The organism is Pseudarthrobacter sp. O4, from assembly GCF_050157025.1.
Lineage (GTDB): Bacteria > Actinomycetota > Actinomycetes > Actinomycetales > Micrococcaceae > Arthrobacter.
In genome coordinates this window covers 3764380-3780867 of the sequence record NZ_CP189591.1, presented here as the reverse complement: position 1 = coordinate 3780867, position 16488 = coordinate 3764380, and the positions used below count along the sequence as shown (strand labels likewise).

General features: G+C 67.8%; 16 protein-coding genes. 6 read left to right on the top strand and 10 right to left on the bottom strand.

Annotated elements, in window-relative coordinates:
• The first annotated feature begins 58 nt into the window (after nucleotides 1-58).
• Together ACQCSU_RS17585 and lepB are read left to right on the top strand one after the other, a co-directional pair.
• On the top strand, nucleotides 59-1657 hold the full coding sequence (locus ACQCSU_RS17585) for a multicopper oxidase family protein (RefSeq protein ID WP_426976534.1): 1599 nt from the start codon (nucleotides 59-61) through the stop codon (nucleotides 1655-1657).
• Nucleotides 1658-1662: 5 nt separating this feature from the next.
• Nucleotides 1663-2148 (top strand): signal peptidase I, encoded by a 486-nt coding sequence (lepB, locus tag ACQCSU_RS17580; protein ID WP_426976533.1) that lies wholly within the window; start codon nucleotides 1663-1665, stop codon nucleotides 2146-2148.
• Nucleotides 2149-2202: 54 nt separating this feature from the next.
• On the opposite strand, the gene ACQCSU_RS17575 is transcribed toward lepB, so the two are convergent.
• Nucleotides 2203-3645, bottom strand: coding sequence for a PhoH family protein (locus tag ACQCSU_RS17575; RefSeq protein ID WP_426976532.1), 1443 nt, complete (start codon nucleotides 3643-3645; stop codon nucleotides 2203-2205).
• 230 nt (nucleotides 3646-3875) lie between these two features.
• Entirely contained in the window at nucleotides 3876-4637 is a 762-nt protein-coding gene (locus ACQCSU_RS17570; protein WP_426979830.1) for an isoprenyl transferase, read from the bottom strand.
• Nucleotides 4638-4788: 151 nt separating this feature from the next.
• Between ACQCSU_RS17570 and trhA the strand changes: the two genes are divergently transcribed.
• The gene (gene trhA, locus ACQCSU_RS17565; protein ID WP_426976531.1) at nucleotides 4789-5508 is read left to right on the top strand and encodes a PAQR family membrane homeostasis protein TrhA; all 720 of its coding nucleotides are present in this window, start codon (nucleotides 4789-4791) and stop codon (nucleotides 5506-5508) included.
• Between the two features lie 52 nt (nucleotides 5509-5560).
• Here trhA and ACQCSU_RS17560 read toward each other — a convergent pair whose 3' ends face one another.
• From ACQCSU_RS17560 to mca, 4 genes are all read right to left on the bottom strand, one after another.
• Nucleotides 5561-6004, bottom strand: a complete 444-nt coding sequence (locus ACQCSU_RS17560) for an HAD-IA family hydrolase (protein WP_426976530.1) — start codon at nucleotides 6002-6004, stop codon at nucleotides 5561-5563.
• On the bottom strand, nucleotides 6001-8298 hold the full coding sequence (locus tag ACQCSU_RS17555; RefSeq protein ID WP_426976529.1) for a thioredoxin domain-containing protein: 2298 nt from the start codon (nucleotides 8296-8298) through the stop codon (nucleotides 6001-6003). The genes ACQCSU_RS17560 and ACQCSU_RS17555 overlap by 4 nt, the downstream gene beginning before the upstream one ends.
• Complete coding sequence (locus ACQCSU_RS17550) at nucleotides 8276-8629, bottom strand: hypothetical protein (protein WP_426976528.1); 354 nt, start codon at nucleotides 8627-8629, stop codon at nucleotides 8276-8278. Before ACQCSU_RS17550 ends, ACQCSU_RS17555 begins: the two co-directional genes overlap by 23 nt.
• 156 nt (nucleotides 8630-8785) lie before the next feature.
• Complete coding sequence (gene mca / locus ACQCSU_RS17545) at nucleotides 8786-9691, bottom strand: mycothiol conjugate amidase Mca (protein WP_426976527.1); 906 nt, start codon at nucleotides 9689-9691, stop codon at nucleotides 8786-8788.
• Nucleotides 9692-9828: 137 nt separating this feature from the next.
• Between mca and ACQCSU_RS17540 the strand changes: the two genes are divergently transcribed.
• Entirely contained in the window at nucleotides 9829-10287 is a 459-nt protein-coding gene (locus ACQCSU_RS17540) for a DUF4307 domain-containing protein (protein ID WP_426976526.1), read from the top strand.
• Between the two features lie 179 nt (nucleotides 10288-10466).
• Nucleotides 10467-10961 (top strand): transcription elongation factor GreA, encoded by a 495-nt coding sequence (gene greA, locus ACQCSU_RS17535; protein WP_426976525.1) that lies wholly within the window; start codon nucleotides 10467-10469, stop codon nucleotides 10959-10961.
• 103 nt (nucleotides 10962-11064) lie between these two features.
• Here the strand turns inward: greA and ACQCSU_RS17530 are convergent, their stop codons facing one another.
• Genes ACQCSU_RS17530 through ACQCSU_RS17515 form a run of 4 tightly spaced genes read right to left on the bottom strand, consistent with a single transcriptional unit; the run spans nucleotide 11065 to nucleotide 15243 of the window.
• A complete protein-coding gene (locus ACQCSU_RS17530; protein WP_426976524.1) occupies nucleotides 11065-11691 on the bottom strand; it encodes a rhomboid family intramembrane serine protease in 627 nt (208 codons plus the stop codon).
• 5 nt (nucleotides 11692-11696) lie between these two features.
• Nucleotides 11697-12935 (bottom strand): threonine ammonia-lyase, encoded by a 1239-nt coding sequence (ilvA, locus tag ACQCSU_RS17525; RefSeq protein WP_426976523.1) that lies wholly within the window; start codon nucleotides 12933-12935, stop codon nucleotides 11697-11699.
• A 21-nt stretch (nucleotides 12936-12956) separates the two neighbouring features.
• Entirely contained in the window at nucleotides 12957-14264 is a 1308-nt protein-coding gene (locus ACQCSU_RS17520) for an AI-2E family transporter (RefSeq protein WP_426976522.1), read from the bottom strand.
• A 52-nt stretch (nucleotides 14265-14316) separates the two neighbouring features.
• Entirely contained in the window at nucleotides 14317-15243 is a 927-nt protein-coding gene (locus ACQCSU_RS17515) for an aldose 1-epimerase family protein (protein WP_426976521.1), read from the bottom strand.
• Nucleotides 15244-15319: 76 nt separating this feature from the next.
• On the opposite strand from ACQCSU_RS17515, the gene galK reads away from it, so the two are divergent.
• Complete coding sequence (gene galK, locus ACQCSU_RS17510) at nucleotides 15320-16480, top strand: galactokinase (RefSeq protein WP_426976520.1); 1161 nt, start codon at nucleotides 15320-15322, stop codon at nucleotides 16478-16480.
• The last annotated feature ends 8 nt before the right edge of the window (nucleotides 16481-16488 follow it).

Sequence of the window (16488 nt, the reverse complement as noted above, 5' to 3'; positions counted from 1 at the left end):
TCCCATGGCCCACTCTGGCGGAAGAACAACCGGGTAACCGAATGAAAGGCTGATCATCATGTCCGTAACACGGCGGCAGGCGCTTCTTTTCAGCGGGCTGGGAATGGTCGGCGCAGGCATTGTGACCGTCCCGATTTCGGGTGTCAGTGCCAAATCTGCCAGCACTCTCAGTGACAGCGACATGCCCCGCCCGTACCGGACGCCGCTGACAATTCCGCCCCCGCTGGCGTTCCAGACCACTGTCGACGCAAACGGAATCAAGACCCGGCACTACACCGTGACGGAAAGGCTGGCCAACGCGCGGATACTGCCCCGCCTGGCCACGCCTATCCTCGGCTATAACGGAATCTTCCCCGGGCCCACCATCCGGATTGACCAGGGCACCCGGGCGGTGGTCCACATGCGGAACCAGCTGCCGGCCAAACACCCGACCCTCGGCCATGCCCTGCCCACCTCGACGCACCTGCACGGTTCCGCGTCGCTTCCCCAGTTCGACGGCTACGCGAATGACCTCACCCTGCCCGGCTTCTACAAGGATTACCAGTACCCGAACTTCCAGTCGGCGCGGAGCCTCTGGTATCACGATCACGCCGTTCATTTCACCGCGCAGAACGTCTACTCCGGACTCGCCGCCCAGTACCTGATCAGCGATCCGATCGAGAAAGGCCTGCTTCCCCAGGGAAACTTTGATATTCCACTGACCGTCAGCGACGCAATGTTTGCAGCCAACGGCTCGCTTGCGTTTGACGACCGCGACCAGTCCGGTCTGTGGGGCGACGTCATCCTGGTCAATGGAATGCCCTGGCCGGTGATGAAGGTCCAACGGCGCGTCTACCGCTTCCGGATCCTCAACGCCTCCGTCTCGCGGTCCTACAGATTCACCCTCAGCAACGGGGAACCCGTCATCATGGTCGCCACTGACGGCGGACTGATGCCCGCCGCGCAGACCGTCGGATCCTGGCGCCACGGAAATGCGGAGCGCTATGAGGTCCTGATTGATTTTCGTAAGTATGCGGCGGGCACGCGGATCGAACTCCGCAATCTTTCCAACGACAACAACCGCGACTTCGACAACACCGGCAAGATCATGGCGTTCGACGTCGTTGCCGATGCCGTCGACACCAAGGATCCAAGCTGGAACAGGATCCCGACCACACTGGCCTCCAGCCATGCGATGGACCTCACGGCAGCTGCCGCCACCAAGACCCGCGAGTTCCGGGTCAAGCGCCACGATGACACCTGGAGCATCGATGACTTGACCTGGGAGGACGTCATCGCCAGCGGCTTCAAGAAGGTCATGGCGGAGCCCGCCCTGAATGCGGTGGAAATCTGGGAGTTCCGAAACACCGCGGGTGGCTGGTTCCACCCCATTCACCTGCATCTGGTGGACTTCCAGATCCTCAGCCGCAATGGGAAGCCCCCATTCGCCTATGAGAAGGGGCCCAAGGATGTCGCGTACGTGGGCGAGGAAGAAAGCGTCCGGCTGCTGGTCCAGTTCGGCCCCCACCGCGGACGGTACATGGTGCACTGCCACAACCCGACCCACGAGGACCATGCCATGATGCTCCAGTTCCGGGTGGGCCTCCGCGCAGACCAGGCCGACCCGAACGATCCGATCACGGCGGCCCCGGCGGTCTTTGATCCGGTCCAGGGCTGATCACCATGCACCGCCGGACGCTGGCCGCGGCGGCCGTATGCCTGGGCGGGTTGCTGTGCCTCCGGCTCTGGGTCCTCGAACCGATCACGGTCAGCTCCGTAAGCATGGAACCCACGATCGCGGCCGGCAGCGTCGTCTGGCTGAATAAGGTCGCCCCGCATGTGGCCGACATCCGTTCCGGACAGCTGGTCGTCTTCCGTGAACCGGACGGCGGCGGATGGAGGGACGGCGGCATCCTGCTCAAGCGCGTCGTGGCGGAAGGAGGGCAGACCGTCTCGGTCCTGGACGGCCTGCTGTACGTCGACGGGGCGCCGGCAAATGAACCCTATGTGGACCAGAAGACCATCGACGGCGTCTACTTCGGCCCGGTGACCGTACCGCCCGGGGAGCTGTTCGTGCTCGGGGACAACCGAGAGACATCCATCGACTCCCGCGACTTCGGACCGATCCCCGTCTCCGCGGTCATCGGCACCGTTCCGGGCGGCAACTAGGGCCCGGGCCTGGCCTGCCGACGGCGGGCGGCAGGCCAGGCCGGGTCAACACAGTTAGATCTCCGCCCCCTCGAGCATCTCGGTCACCAGGGCCGCTATAGGCGAGCGCTCCGAGCGGGTGAGGGTGATGTGGCCGAAGAGCGGATGTCCCTTGAGCGTCTCGACGACGGCGGCCACGCCGTCGTGCCGGCCGACCCGCAGGTTGTCACGCTGGGCGACGTCGTGGGTCAGGACGATCTTCGAGTTCTGGCCGATCCGGCTCATCACCGTGAGGAGCACGTTCTTCTCCAGGGACTGCGCCTCGTCCACGATCACAAAGGCGTCATTCAGCGAACGCCCCCGGATGTGCGTCAGCGGCATCACCTCGAGCATGCCGCGGTCCATCACCTCCTCCACGACTTCCTGGCTGACCAGCGCGCCGAGGGTGTCGAAGACCGCCTGCGCCCAAGGGTTCATCTTCTCCGCTTCGGAGCCGGGCAGGTAGCCGAGCTCCTGACCGCCCACCGCGTAGAGCGGCCGGAAGACGATCACCTTGCGGTGTTCCCGGCGTTCCAGGACGGCTTCCAGGCCGGCGCACAGGGCGAGCGCGGACTTGCCGGTACCCGCACGCCCGCCGAGGGAGACGATGCCGACGGAAGCGTCCATCAGCAGGTCGATCGCGAGCCGCTGTTCGGCGGAACGCCCGTGCAGTCCGAAGACGTCGCGGTCACCCTTTACGAGCCGGACCTGCTTGTCGGCCCCCACCCGGCCCAGGGCCGATCCCCGGTTGGAATGAAGCACCAGTCCGGTGTTCGCCGGCATCTCGGCCGCTTCCGGGATGAAGACCGGCTCGTGGCCGTAGAGCGTGGAGACTTCCTCCTCGCTGGCGTCGATCTCGGCAACCCCGGTCCAGCCCGAGTCCTTGACGAGCTCGTTGCGGTATTCGTCGGCCTGCAACCCCATGGCAGAGGCCTTGACGCGCATCGGCAGGTCCTTGGACACCACCGTTACGTCCCGGCCCTCGTTGGCGAGGTTCTTGGCGACGGCGAGGATCCGGCTGTCGTTGTCCCCGCCGCGGAAGCCGGCGGGGAGCACCTCTGCGGAGATGTGGTTCAGCTCCACCATCAGCGTGCCGCCGTCGTCGCCGAGCGGGATGGGCCGGTCCAGTCCGCCGTGCTCCACCCGCAGGTCATCGAGGAGACGAAGCGCCTTGCGGGCGAAGTAGCCGAGTTCGGGATCGTGCCGCTTGCCTTCGAGCTCGGTGATGACGACGATTGGCAAAATAACTTCGTGCTCGGCGAAGCGCAGAATAGCCCGCGGGTCCGAAAGCAGTACGGAGGTGTCGATCACGTAGCTCCGGGCCCGGGCTCCGCTTGCTGTTTCTTCCCCGGAAACAGCAAGACCGGCCGCAGCGTCAGAATCTGCTGCACCGGTCTTTGTGGTGGCTCGCTTGGCGCGAGAGCTAGCTTTCTCTCCCTGGTCGGAAATGACGTCGGGCAGTTGCTCAGAATTAGCCACATCGACTCCAGCCCCGGGCGTGCCCGGATTTGTTATTGGTGAGGCGGCTCGGCCCGGAGGCCGGACGGGCCTCCCATACATCCGGTGCGAATATCCGCTCCACGTGTTGGCCTCCCCGATCAGCCGGCGGTTTGCCTGCTGATGGGATTAACGTACGTCCCGAACGCGGCATTCCCGCGCCTATTTTTCGGCGATTCTTGTTGCGGTCCTGTGAACTCGGGGTGAACGCCTCAGGTGCCGTAACGGCGCTGCCTGCCGGCGTAGTCGCGCAGGGCACGGAGGAAGTCCACCTTCCGGAAGGCGGGCCACAGCGCTTCGCAAAAATAGAATTCGCTGTAGGCGCTTTGCCACATGAGGAACCCGGAAAGCCGCTGCTCCCCCGAGGTGCGGATCACGAGGTCCGGATCAGGCTGGCCGCGAGTGTAGAGGAACCGCGAGATATCGTCCACGGTGAGCTCGTCGGCCAGTTTCCCGATGTCCGCGCCCCGGGCTACGGCGTCGTGCAGCAGCTCACGGACGGCGTCGACGATCTCGCGCCGTCCGCCGTAGCCGACGGCGACATTGACGTGGATCTTCTCGCGCACGGGAGTGCGGGCCGTGAGGTTGTTGAGCCGCTCGGCGAGATAGTCCGGGAGCAGCTCCGGAGCTCCCATGGCGTGCACCGAAATGTCGGCGTCGTCGTCCAGCCGGTCCAGGGTGTTGGCGATGATGCCCATCAGCAGGTCGAGTTCCTCGCCCGAGCGGTTCATGTTGTCAGTGGAGAGCATGTAGAGCGTGACCACCTTGACGCCGAGCTCCTGGCACCAGCCAAGGAACTCGTGGATCTTGTCGGCCCCGGCCTGGTGCCCCTGGCTTGTCGGGGCGTTGAACTGGCGGGCCCACCGCCGGTTGCCGTCCACCATCACGCCGATGTGTTTGGGGATCCGCCCCGGGTCAAGGGACCGCTGGAGCCTGCGCTCGTAGAAGCCATAGAGGAACCCGGGCAGTTCCATCCGGAGATTCACCTGGCTTCCTTGTACGACTTCAGTGCACATCCTAGGCTACCTGCCGGAGGGCGGTGGCGTGTGCAGGGCAGTCGCGATGTTGCGTCGAAGCAGCTGCTACTGATCAGTAACTTACTCAGCCGTAGGATATTATGGCGGGATGGAAAGCAACAGTCCTGAGCCCCTGCCGGAGCGCCCGGCGGAACGTCGAACCCCGGTGGACGACGCCGCGGTGCGGCTTGCCGAGCTGCTGATGATCAAGCCTAAATGGCGCGGCTGGATCCACACCGTGACGGCCCCGCTGGCGCTGGCAGCCGGTCTCGTGCTGGTGATTCTGGCCCCGACGCCGGACCTGAAGATCGCCTCCGCCGTCTATGCCTTCACCGGGGTCCTGCTGTTCGGCATCAGCGCCACCTACCACCGCGGGAACTGGTCCCCGGGCGTTAAGATCGTGCTGAAGCGGCTGGACCATACGAACATCATGCTGGTGATCGCCGGCAGCTACACGCCGCTGGCGTGGGCCCTGCTGGAGCGGCCAAAGGCCGAACTGCTGCTGTGGGTGATCTGGTCCGGAGCCATCCTCGGCGTGCTGTTCCGGCTGCTGTGGACCCACGCCCCGCGCTGGCTCTACGTGCCGATCTACATCGCCCTGGGCTGCGGCTCCCTGTTCTACCTGCCGGACTTCTTCGCCGCCAATGTGGCCTCAGCCGTGCTGATCTGCGTCGGGGGCGTCCTCTACATCACCGGGGCCGTCTTCTACGCCTTGAAGAAGCCGAATTTCAGCTACGAGCACTTCGGTTTCCACGAGCTGTTCCATGCCCTCACGGTTTTCGCCTTTGCCGCGCACTTCATCGCGATTGCCATCGCGGTCCTGAGCTGAGCCCGGGACTGGGCCGTTCCGGGGGCCTGGGCGGTTCCCTCACGAGGCCAACTCAGGCGGGACGTCCCGCGGCAACCAGCTCCGGCAGCTGCCGCATATCGTGGAACACCGTGGTGCCGGGGCCGGCCAGCCGCTCTGCCGGGGTCACGCCGCCGGCGTAGGCCAGGACATGCATCCCGGCCGCCCGCGCCGCCTGGACCCCGTAGGCGCTGTCCTCGACGACGACGCACCGCTCCGGGGGTGTTCCGAGCCGAGCCGCGGCATGCAGGAAAAGATCCGGGGCCGGCTTGCCGTTTGCGACTTCAGTGGCGCTGAAGATCCTTCCTTCGAAGCGGTGCAGGAGACCGGTCTGCCCGAGCCCCAGCTCCCAGCCGAGGTCCGCCAGCACCCGCTGGTCCACCCGGACAGCGATCACTTCGGAGTCCACCAGGACGCCGTCGCAGTCGAACACCACAAGCTCGAAGTCGCACCGGGACGGCCGGCTGAAAGAGGTCATTCCGCCATGCTAGCGAGGCGTGCCAGCACCTGGGCGGCAGAACCCACGGGAAGTTCGCAGACCATCCCGCGGCACAGGAACACCTGCGGCGAGCCGTCCGGGGCGGGTCCCCGGCCGCGCAACAGCGGCACGGCCGGCGCGGCGTCCGGCTGGGCGGTGTCCGGCCGGGTAGTGTCCGGCTGGGTCGTGTCCTGGACGGCAATCACGAGTCCGGGACTCGGCGAGAGCAGCAGCTCCCGGTGCAGTGCGGCACGCTCCGGCGTGTCCGGGCCGGTGACCGCTGCCTCCACCGGACCGGCGAGCGCTGCCTGGGCCGTCGCCAGCAGCCAGCCGGCAGCCCGGGGCGCCCGGACCGCCAGCGGCGGCAGCAGGCCGAGGATTTTACCGGCCAGTGCCCGGTGTTTGCTGGAGCCGGACAGGGCGGAGTAGGAGAGCAGCGCGCCGGCGAAGGCGGCCGCGCCGCTGGGGGCGGCGTTGTCGAAGGGATCCAGCGCTGCCCTGCGGCCCTGGGCGTTGAACACCTGTTCCGACTCTCCTGCGGTGTCCTGCAGGGCGCCTTCCGTGACGAACCGGGCGCAGGCAGCAGCCAGGATGTCCTCGGCCAGCCGGTACCAGCGCGTCCGGCCGGTGACGGAGTGCAGCGCGAGCAGTCCCTCGGCGCAGAAAGCGTAGTCCTCCAGGAGGCCACCGATGCCCCGGGCGGCGCCGTCATGCGAGACCCGCACCAGGCTGCCCGGGGTCCCCTCGGCGCCTGCGCTCCAGTGCACCCGTTCAAGGTACGCCGCGATCCGTTCCGCGGCCGCCACCAGCGCGGGCCGTTCCAGCACGGCGCCGGCTTCGGCAAGCGCCGCGACGGCCAGCCCGTTCCAGCCCGCTACTACCTTGTCGTCCCGGGCCGGTTGCGGCCGGCGTGAACGCGCGGCGAGCAGTGCCGGCCGCACCCGCTGCCAGAGCACGGCGTCCTCCGCACTGAACTCCCGCGCGGGGTGCAGCGGGGATTCTCCGGCGGTCACGGTGCCGCGGGCGTTCACGTTCATCAGCCGGGCGACAGCGGCGCCGTCGCCCGGTCCCAGCAGCCCGGCCAGTTCCGCGGGGGTCCACAGATAGCTGGCGCCCTCGGCGTGGACTCCGTCCACCACGGTGTCGGCGTCGAGGGAGGAGGCCAGGGCGTCCGGAAGTACCCCGGCGCCGGCATCAGCCGTTGCCGGTCCCTGCGGCGCTGTCAGACCAGCCGCAGCTGTCAGACCCAGCGACGCGAGGAGCCAGTCGGCGGTGCGGCCGGCCACATCGGCGGCTTCCGCGGGCGGGTACCCCGCCGTGCCGCCGAGCCGCACCCAGTGGACGTAGAGGCGCAGCAGCTGGGCATTGTCGTAGAGCATTTTCTCGAAGTGCGGGACGGACCAGTCGCGCGTCACGGAGTAACGTGCGAAGCCGCCGTCGAGCTGGTCGAACAAGGCCGAACGGGACATCGCGGCCAGGGTGCGGCCCGCCATCTCCCGGGCCGCGTCGGCGGTTCCGGATCCCAAGGCGGTCGAGGGCAAGGCATTCGATCCCACGGCAGTTGAGGGCGCGGCGGCGTGCCGGATCAGGAATTCCAGGACCGGCGACGGCGGGAACTTCGGTGCGGTGCCGAAGCCGCCGTGGGACGGGTCTTCCGAGGCCGCCAGTGACTCCACGGCCTCGGATAGCAGGGCTGCGCCGATGGGCTCGGGTGGGCGGTCCAGCCGCACCGCGGAGCCGGGCTGCGAGGCTGCGAGGCCGCGGGCCAGGGTGTCGGCATTCTGTACCAGCGCGTCGCGGCGCTCGTGCCAGGCATCGACCACAGCCTCGAGGACCTGACGGAAGGACGGCCTGCCCGGCAGCGGCCGGGGCGGAAAATAGGTGCCGGCATGGAAGGCGCGGCCGTCGGGCAGGAGGAAGACGGACATCGGCCAGCCGCCTTCACCGGTGATGGCCTGGGTGGCGGCCATATAGACGGCGTCGACGTCGGGCCGCTCCTCCCGGTCCACCTTCACGGCCACGAAGTTGGCGTTCAGGAAGTCCGCGCTGGCCTGGTCCTCAAACGATTCGTGCGCCATGACATGGCACCAGTGGCAGGCCGCGTACCCGATGGAGAGGAACACCGGGACGTCGCGGGCCGCGGCGAAGGCAAAGGCCTCGTCGCCGAACGGGCGCCAGTGGACTGGGTTGCCGGCATGCTGCCGGAGATAGGCAGAGGGCTCTGCCCCCAGGGCATTGGCAGCCTCGGGGAAGGTCCGCGGCGTTCCGCCGTCAGCGGTTTCCGGGTCCCGCATCACCGTTGGCTTCCGGGCGGGTGCCGGCAGCGCCGGAAGGACCGTGGTCCGGGAACAGGCCCCCGGCAAGCGGGGACGCCGGGGCGTCACCGTTGTTCAGCGCCGCTTCTTCGGCGGCCGCGCGTTCTTCCTCCACCTGCGCACGGTAGCGTACCCGGCGGATGCGCCGCACCATGTCCACAATCAGCAGCGCGGTCAGCACCACGATGAACGCGGTCAGCAGGAAGCCCAGCAGGCCGGGCGTCACCTGGTCCTGGGACAGTCCCGGGCGCAGCGACGGCGAAGGAGCAGGCGCCGGTGATGTTGCCAGGGCGATGAGCAAGGAATGCACGGTGAGAACCTTCTGTGGGGACTGACGGCGGCCCCGACGCCGGGGCCGTTCCTGCGGGGCTACTTCTGAATGGCTGCTTCTGAACCGCTTCTGAACCGCTTCTGGATGACACGTAAACGTCATAGTTCTACACGGCATAGAATTGGCCTTCTGGCTCTATCTTAGCCCGGCGAAGAAGTCCTGTTCAGGCAGGTCCACCGGGATCCTGGCCTGGATCAGCGAGTAATCCTCCCACGGCCAGACGCGGCGCTGCATCGCCGGCGACACGGCGAAGAAGAAGCCTTCCGGGTCCACCTGGGTGCGGTGTGCGCGCAAGGCCTCATCCCGCGCCTCGAAGAAGTCCCCGCACTCGATCTGGGTGGTCGTGGCGTGAGTAGGCGCGGGTGGGGTGTGTCCTTCCGCATCGGCCTCGAGCCAGGCGGCCATCCGCTCGGCGTAGGGCGACTGGAGGCCGGATTCCTGCAGCGCGAAGTGCAGGGCGCGGAAACGTTCGGGGCTGAAGGCGCGGTCGTAGTAGAGCTTGCTCGGCGCCCAGGCCGCACCGGTTCCCGGATAACGGGCCGGATCGCCCGCGGCCTCGAAGGCTTCGACCGCCACGCGGTGCGCCATGATGTGGTCCGGGTGCGGATAGCCGCCGTTCTCGTCGTAGCTGAGGATGACCTGCGGCTTGAACTCTCGGACCAGGCGCACCAAGGGGGCGGCGGCCCGCTCAAGGGGCTGCGTGGCGAAGGAGCCCACCGGCATGGGCGGCAGCGGATCGCCCTCCGGCAGTCCGGAGTCCACGAAGCCCAGCCAGCGCTGCCGGACGCCGAGGACCTCGGCCGCGCGGTTCATTTCGAGCCTGCGGGCTCCGGCCATGTCGCGTTTGGGGTGTGGCTCGCCCTCCATGGCGGGATTCTGGATATCACCGCGGGAGCCGTCGGTGCAGGTCGCCACGAGGACGTCGATGCCGGCCGCCGCGTACATGGCCATGGTGGCGGCGCCCTTGCTCGATTCGTCGTCGGGATGAGCATGGACAGCCAGCAGTCGGAGCGGCGCTGACGGGCTGGGGGACGCTGTCATCGTGGGACGGCTCCTCTTTCTACAGGTTTCTACAGGTCTTCGGATTCGGGACTACTTACACGGGTCATCTTGCAATGGGATCGGGCCGGATCCTCGGCCCGGAAAATCCCCGTCCCGATCCACACTAAACTGGACTGGTGACTTCCGAGGATCAGCCTGCCGCGCCCGCGCCGGCATCTACCAGCCTAGCCAATCGTTACGGCGGCCAAAAGCGCGCGCTGACCGGCAAGGCCAAACGCAACATCCTGATTGCTGCCCTCGCGGTGGGGATCGGTTTCATGGCCTGGATCTCGACCTCGTCTGCCACCGCGTCGGTGAGCTTCAAGGACATCGGCTACAGCACTCCGGACGCCACCCTCACCGAAATCGATTTCCAGGTCACCAAGGACCCGGCCACGGACGCTAAATGCGCCCTCAAGGCACTGGATGCCAAGTTCGCCGTGGTCGGCTGGAAGGTGGTCGACGTCGGACCCAACGCTGCCGACGCCGGCACCGACGGCGGCCGTACCACCGTGCACCGTGCGATCGTCCGCACCGAATCCCAGGCCGTTTCCGGCGTCATCGACAGTTGCTGGATTCCCGGCGCCGCCAAATAGCCCGGCAGCGGGCCGGCCGGCCGTAACACGGTGTGATCCACACCGCAGTGTTCTTTGGTTTATCCACAGGATTGACTACAATGGATTAATACCTTTCCCCCGCTGAGCTGGTTACTGAGTTCCATAAGTGGCCACCGTGGCGGGGTCTTTGCTTGTTTGACCACAAAAAGGAGAAGTCCGTGTCTACCCCCAACAGCGCAACGGCAGCTTGGCTCACCCAGGAAGCTTTTGACCGCCTGAAGGCACAGCTGGACCACCTCTCCGGCCCCGGCCGGGCGGAAATCGTTCAGAAGATCGAAGCTGCCCGGCAGGAAGGCGACCTCAAGGAGAACGGCGGCTACCACGCGGCCAAGGAGGAGCAGGGCAAGATCGAGGCCCGCATCCGCCAGCTCACCGCCCTGCTCCGGGACGCCCACGTCGGCGAGTCGCCGGCTGACGACGGCATCGTGGAGCCCGGAATGATAGTTGTCGCCAGGATCGCGGGCGATGAGGAAAGCTTCCTGCTCGGCTCCCGCGAGATCGCCGGCGATTCCGACCTCAACGTCTTCAGCGAGAAGTCCCCGCTGGGCGCCGCGATCGTCGGCCACAAGGAGGGCGACAAGCTCAGCTACACCGCCCCGAACGGCAAGGACATCACGGTGGAGATCATGTCCGCCAAGCCGTACGTCGGCTAAGCACTCGGGCATGCCGCCCAGCGGCGGAACACCTTAACGCAGAACGACGCCGGCCCTCCCCTTTCGCGGGAGGGCCGGCGTCGTTCTTCTGTGCCTGCCGGCCCTACCGTCCGGCGCGCAGCGCACCGGCGCGCCGGGTGCTCAGCAGCAGCGCGGCTGCGACGCCGCCGATCGCCCCGCCGAGGTGCGCCTGCCAGGAGACGAAGCTCGCCACGGTGGGCAGGATGCCGAAGAGGATGCCGCCGTAGCTCATGAACAGCACGACCGACAGCACGATCTGCCACCAGTTGCGGTTGAAGAATCCACGCACCAGCAGGAAGGCGAAGAGGCCGAAGACCAGGCCGGATGCACCCACGGTCACCTTGAACCCGCCGATCAGCCACACCACGGCCCCGGACCCCAGCCAACTTGCAGCCAGGGCGGTGATGAAGACCCGCCGTCCGGACAGGAACACCAGGAATCCGAAGATGATCAGCGGGAGGGTGTTGGAGATCAGATGGGCCAAATTGGCGTGCAGCAGCGGGAACGTCAGGATGTCCACGATCCCGTCCGGGCTGCGCGGCCGCAGCCCGAAGGTGCTGTTCAGGGAATGGAACAGCACGGTGTTGATGATCTCGATCACGTACAGCAGCAGCACGAAGGAGCCCACCACAAGCAGTCCCATGCGGGCCCGCACCGCGGTGGTGTTGCCTGCACCTGGCCGTTCGTCCCGGGAAGAGTCGAGGGTCATGGGGCCTAGTGCACCACGATCGGCTGGAAGCCCTCGGCCCGGAGTGCCGCGAGGACCTGTTCGCAGTGTTCGTGGCCCTTGGTTTCCAGGTTCACCGTGATGGAGACGTCGCCCATGCTGATCGACCCGCCCACCCGGGTGTGGTCCAGGCCGGTCACGTTGGCGTCATTCTCGGCGATGATCCGGGCGATCGTGGCCAGCGAGCCGGGACGGTCGTCCAGCATCATGCGCACCGTCATGTAACGGCCCGCGGCGGAGAGTCCGCGCTGGATGACTTTGAGCATCAGCATCGGATCGATGTTGCCGCCGGAGAGGACCACCGCAACGGTTCCGGGGTTCTCGATCTTGCCTTCCATCAGCGCGGCGACGCCGACGGCCCCTGCAGGTTCGACCACCATCTTGGCGCGTTCCAGCAGGAAGATCAGTGCCCGGGCCAGGGCGTCCTCGCTGACGGTGACGACGTCGTCCACGAGTTCGCGGATGATGCTGAAGGGCAACTGCCCGGGCCGGCCCACGGCGATGCCGTCGGCCATCGTGGAGACGCGCTTGAGCGGCACCAGGGCGTCCGCGGCGAGCGACGGCGGGTAGGCTGCGGCGTTTTCGGCCTGCACCCCGATGATGCGGATTTCCCTGCCGAGTTCCCTTGCCCGGGCCTTGACGGCCACGGCGACGCCGGCGAGCAGCCCCCCGCCGCCGACGCCCATCAGGATGGTGTCGACGTTGGGGACCTGCTCGAGGATTTCGAGGCCGACGGTGCCCTGGCCGGCAACGACGTCGACGTCGTCGAACGGGTGGACAAAGACGGCGCCGGTTTCGTCGGCGTAGCGCTTCGCTTCGGCGAGGGCCTCATCGACGTTGTGGCCGTGGAGCACCACTTCGGCGCCGTGGCTGCGGGTGGCGGCGAGTTTGGGCAGGGCGACGCCGAGGGGCATGTAGATGCGGGCCTTGATGCCGAGGCTCTTGGCCGCGACCGCCACGCCCTGGGCATGGTTGCCGGCCGAGGCGGCCACGACGCCGCGCTTCTTCTCTTCCGGGGAGAGTTTTGCCATCCGCACGTAGGCGCCGCGGACCTTGAAGGAGCCGGCACGCTGCAGGTTCTCGCATTTGAGGATCACCTCGCCGCCCACCATGCTGCCGAGGGCACGGGATGACTCGACCGGCGTCCGCGTAATAATCCCGTCGAGCAGCTTCTGCGCCTCCAGGACATTGTCCAGCGTGACGGGCAGGCTCTTAAGGGTAATCACGAACGAGTCTCCTTCTTCGGATCAGGCTCCGGCGCCCCGGCCGGCATCGCTGCCCGGGTCACCATGGTGGTGTGCGGCGTCCCCCCGGTTGCCGGGCGTTCGGCCCGGCAGGTGGACGTCTCTGAAAGTGTTGTCGGCGCCGGGCTCGGCAGGGGCAAGGACGCCCTGATGACCCGCGGCTGCAAGCACCTCATCATGTTCCCACGTTCTGCCGGCAATGTAGCGAACCGACGAGTTTGCTACGGCGAGGATCGGCACGGAGAACAGCGCCCCCGGTATCCCGGCGAGGTAGGATCCGGCCGCCACGGACAGGATCACGGCCACCGGATGCAGGGCGACGGCCTTGCCCATCACGAGGGGCTGCAGGATGTGGCTCTCCAGCTGCTGCACCAGCAGCACGATGCCCAGCATGATCAGCGCGTTGACGGGCCCGTTGGCCACCAGCGCCAGCAGGACGGCGACGGCCCCGGTGACGAGCGCACCGACAATGGGGATGAAGGAGCCGAGAAAAACCAGGACGCCCAGCGGCAGGGCGAGCGGCACTCCGATGATGGCGGCGCCGGCTCCGATGCCGACGGCGTCCACGAAGGCCACGAACATCTGGATCCGCGCGTAGCTGACCATCGATGTCCAGCCCTTCCGGCCGGCTCCGTCTGTGGCGGCTCGGGCCTTCCGGGGCAGCAGCCGGACGAGGAAGCCCCAGATCCGGCTGCCTTCGAGAAGGAAGAAAATCAGTACGAAGAGGGACAGGACCAGTCCGGCGGCGAAGTGGCCCGCGGTGCTGCCGAAGGAGAGGGCGCCGCTGAGGATGCTGCTGCTGTTGTTCTGCAGCGCGGCGGTGCCATCTTTGAGGTACTGGTCGATCTGGGCGGCGGACAGGTGCAGCGGCCCCTCGGAAAGCCAGCCCTGGATCTGCTGCACTCCGGCGAGCGCCTGGCTCCACAGCTCGGCAAAACCGGATACTAGCTGCCGTCCCACCAGGGCGAGCGCGCCGGCGATGATCCCGATGAAGCCCAGGACCGTGATCGCCACCGAGCCGCCCGTGGGCACCCGGTGCCGCGTCAGCCACCGTGTGACGGGGCTGAGCAGTCCGGCCAGCAGCGCCGCCACCATGACCGGAATGATGAGGAAGCTGATGCGCCCCAGCAACCAGATGAGGGCTCCGCTGAACAGCAGGATCAGCCCCAGCCGCCAGGACCACGCTGCCGCGATACGGATGCCGTAGGGAATGTCCTGGTCCAGTTCCCGGTCCGTCATCACCCGGAGGGGCGCGGCCCGTGGGGCGGAATCGGATGCGTTGCGCGGTTCGGCGGCGTCAGCTGGCGTCATAGCCCCATGATTCACCAGCGGCGCCCGGATGGGAAACCCCGCAGTAGCTTGCCTAGCCCAGGGACGCGCTGATGCCCCAGCTCATCGCGAACTCCTCCCCCGGCGCGAGCCAGCGCAGTCCGTCTCCGCTGTTGAAGGCGTTGGCCGGCCCGGTCATGGGTTCGATCGCCACCGCCTTGGCCCGGCCCGGGAACTCCGTGGTGATAAAGACGTGGACGTAGCCGCAGGCAGCGTCCTGCCAGAGGCTCACGCTGCGCCCGTCCGCCGCGTGCAGCGTGTGGCGGGCGACGCGGCCGTCGAACTCCAGGTCCGTGTAGGCGGAGTCGATCTCCAGCCCGGCGACAAGCCGGCCGCCGCGCAGGTCAAAGTCGCCGCTGACCGGTTCGGTGCCGCGCGGAATGTGCCGGGCGTCCGTCACGAGCCTCGTGCCGGCGCCGACGGTCACGGTGAGCTCCCCGCTGGGCACGTCCCCCAGCCGCAGGTACGGGTGGGCGCCGAGGACAACCGGCGCGGGCTCCTGCGAGTCGTTGATGAGGGTCTGCCGGACCACCAGCCCCAGGTCCCCGGCCAGTTCGTAGCGGACCCGGTGACGCAGCAGGAAGGGGTAGCCGTGCTGGGGGAAGACCACGCCTTCGAGCGTGACCGAGAACTCCGATTCGTCCACGAGGCCGTAGGAGGTGTTGCGCAGCAGCCCGTGGCTGGCGTTGTTGCGCGACACCTCGGTGATGTCGAGCTGCTGCTTCCTGCCGTTCAGGTACCAGAGCCCGTCTTCCACCCGGTTGGCCCATGGAGCCAGCGTGATCCCGGTAGCGCCGGGCGGGATCTCGCCGTCGCCGTAGCTTTCGGTCAGCTGGGTGCCGCCGCGGCTGTACAGCCGGAGCCCGGCGGCCAGCTCGGTCACGACGGCGAGGGCGTCGCCGCGCCGCAGCTCGTACTGCCGGCCCGAGGCGTGGCGGGGAACGGGCGTCGTCTGATCCATGCGCACCACCGTACAGACCGGCCCGGCAAGCCGTATACCTTGGACCCATGAGCCGCACTTCGAAAGCTGCACAGCCATGACCGCCCCCCTCGGCACCGGCGAACTCGCCGCGCTGTTCCGGGGCACTTTCGGCGCGGCCCCCGACGGCGTCTGGCAGGCCCCCGGCCGCGTCAACCTGATCGGCGAGCACACGGACTACAACGAGGGGTTCGTACTGCCCTTCGCGATCGACAGGACGGCCCGGGTGGCGGTCCGGGTCCGGCCGGATTCGACCCTCCGGCTGCTGTCCACTTTCGGCAACCAGGGCCTGACGACGGCGGATGCCGGTGCCCTGAACCGCGCCACGGCGCGCGGATGGACGAAGTATCCGCTGGGGGTGCTGTGGGCGCTGCAGCAGCGTGGGCTCCCCGTTCCCGGCCTGGACCTGCTCCTGGACTCGGACGTGCCCCGGGGCGCGGGGCTGGCCTCCTCCCATGCCATCGAGTGCGCCGTCATTACAGCGCTGAACGAGCTCACGGCCGCCGGGCTGGGTTTCGAGGACATGGTGCTGGCCACCCGGCGCGCCGAGAACGAGTTCGTCGGCGCGCCCACGGGCATCATGGACCAGTCGGCCTCGCTGCGCGGCTCACCCGGACACGCCGTCTTCCTCGACTGCCGGGACCAAAGCATCCGCCTCGTGCCGTTCGACGCCTCCCGTGCCGGGCTCCAGATGCTGGTGATCGACACGAAGGTGTCGCATTCCCATGCCGGCGGTGGCTACGCTGCCCGGCGCGCCTCCTGCGAGCTCGGGGCGGAGGTGCTCGGGGTGGCGTCCCTGCGCGATGTGGGACTCGAGGATCTTGATGAAGCGGGCGGGCTCCTGGACGAGGAGACATTCCGCCGGGTCCGCCACGTCGTCACCGAGAATGACCGCGTGCTGCAGACGATCGAGCTGCTCCGCAGCGCCGGACCCCAGTCGATCGGTCCCCTGCTCGATGCCTCCCATGCCTCGATGCGGGACGACTTCGAGATCTCCTGTCCCGAACTGGACCTCGCGGTGGAAGCTGCACGCTCGGCGGGCGCCCTCGGCGCCCACATGACCGGAGGCGGCTTTGGCGGCTCCGCGATTGCGCTCACGCCGGTGGGGGCGGTACGGCAGGTGCGGACCGCCGTCGAACGGTCTTTTGCGCAGGCCGGCTACGCCGCGCCGGACGTCTTCAGCGTCCGCCCCGCGGCCGGGGCCATGCGCCTGGCATGACCGGAGCG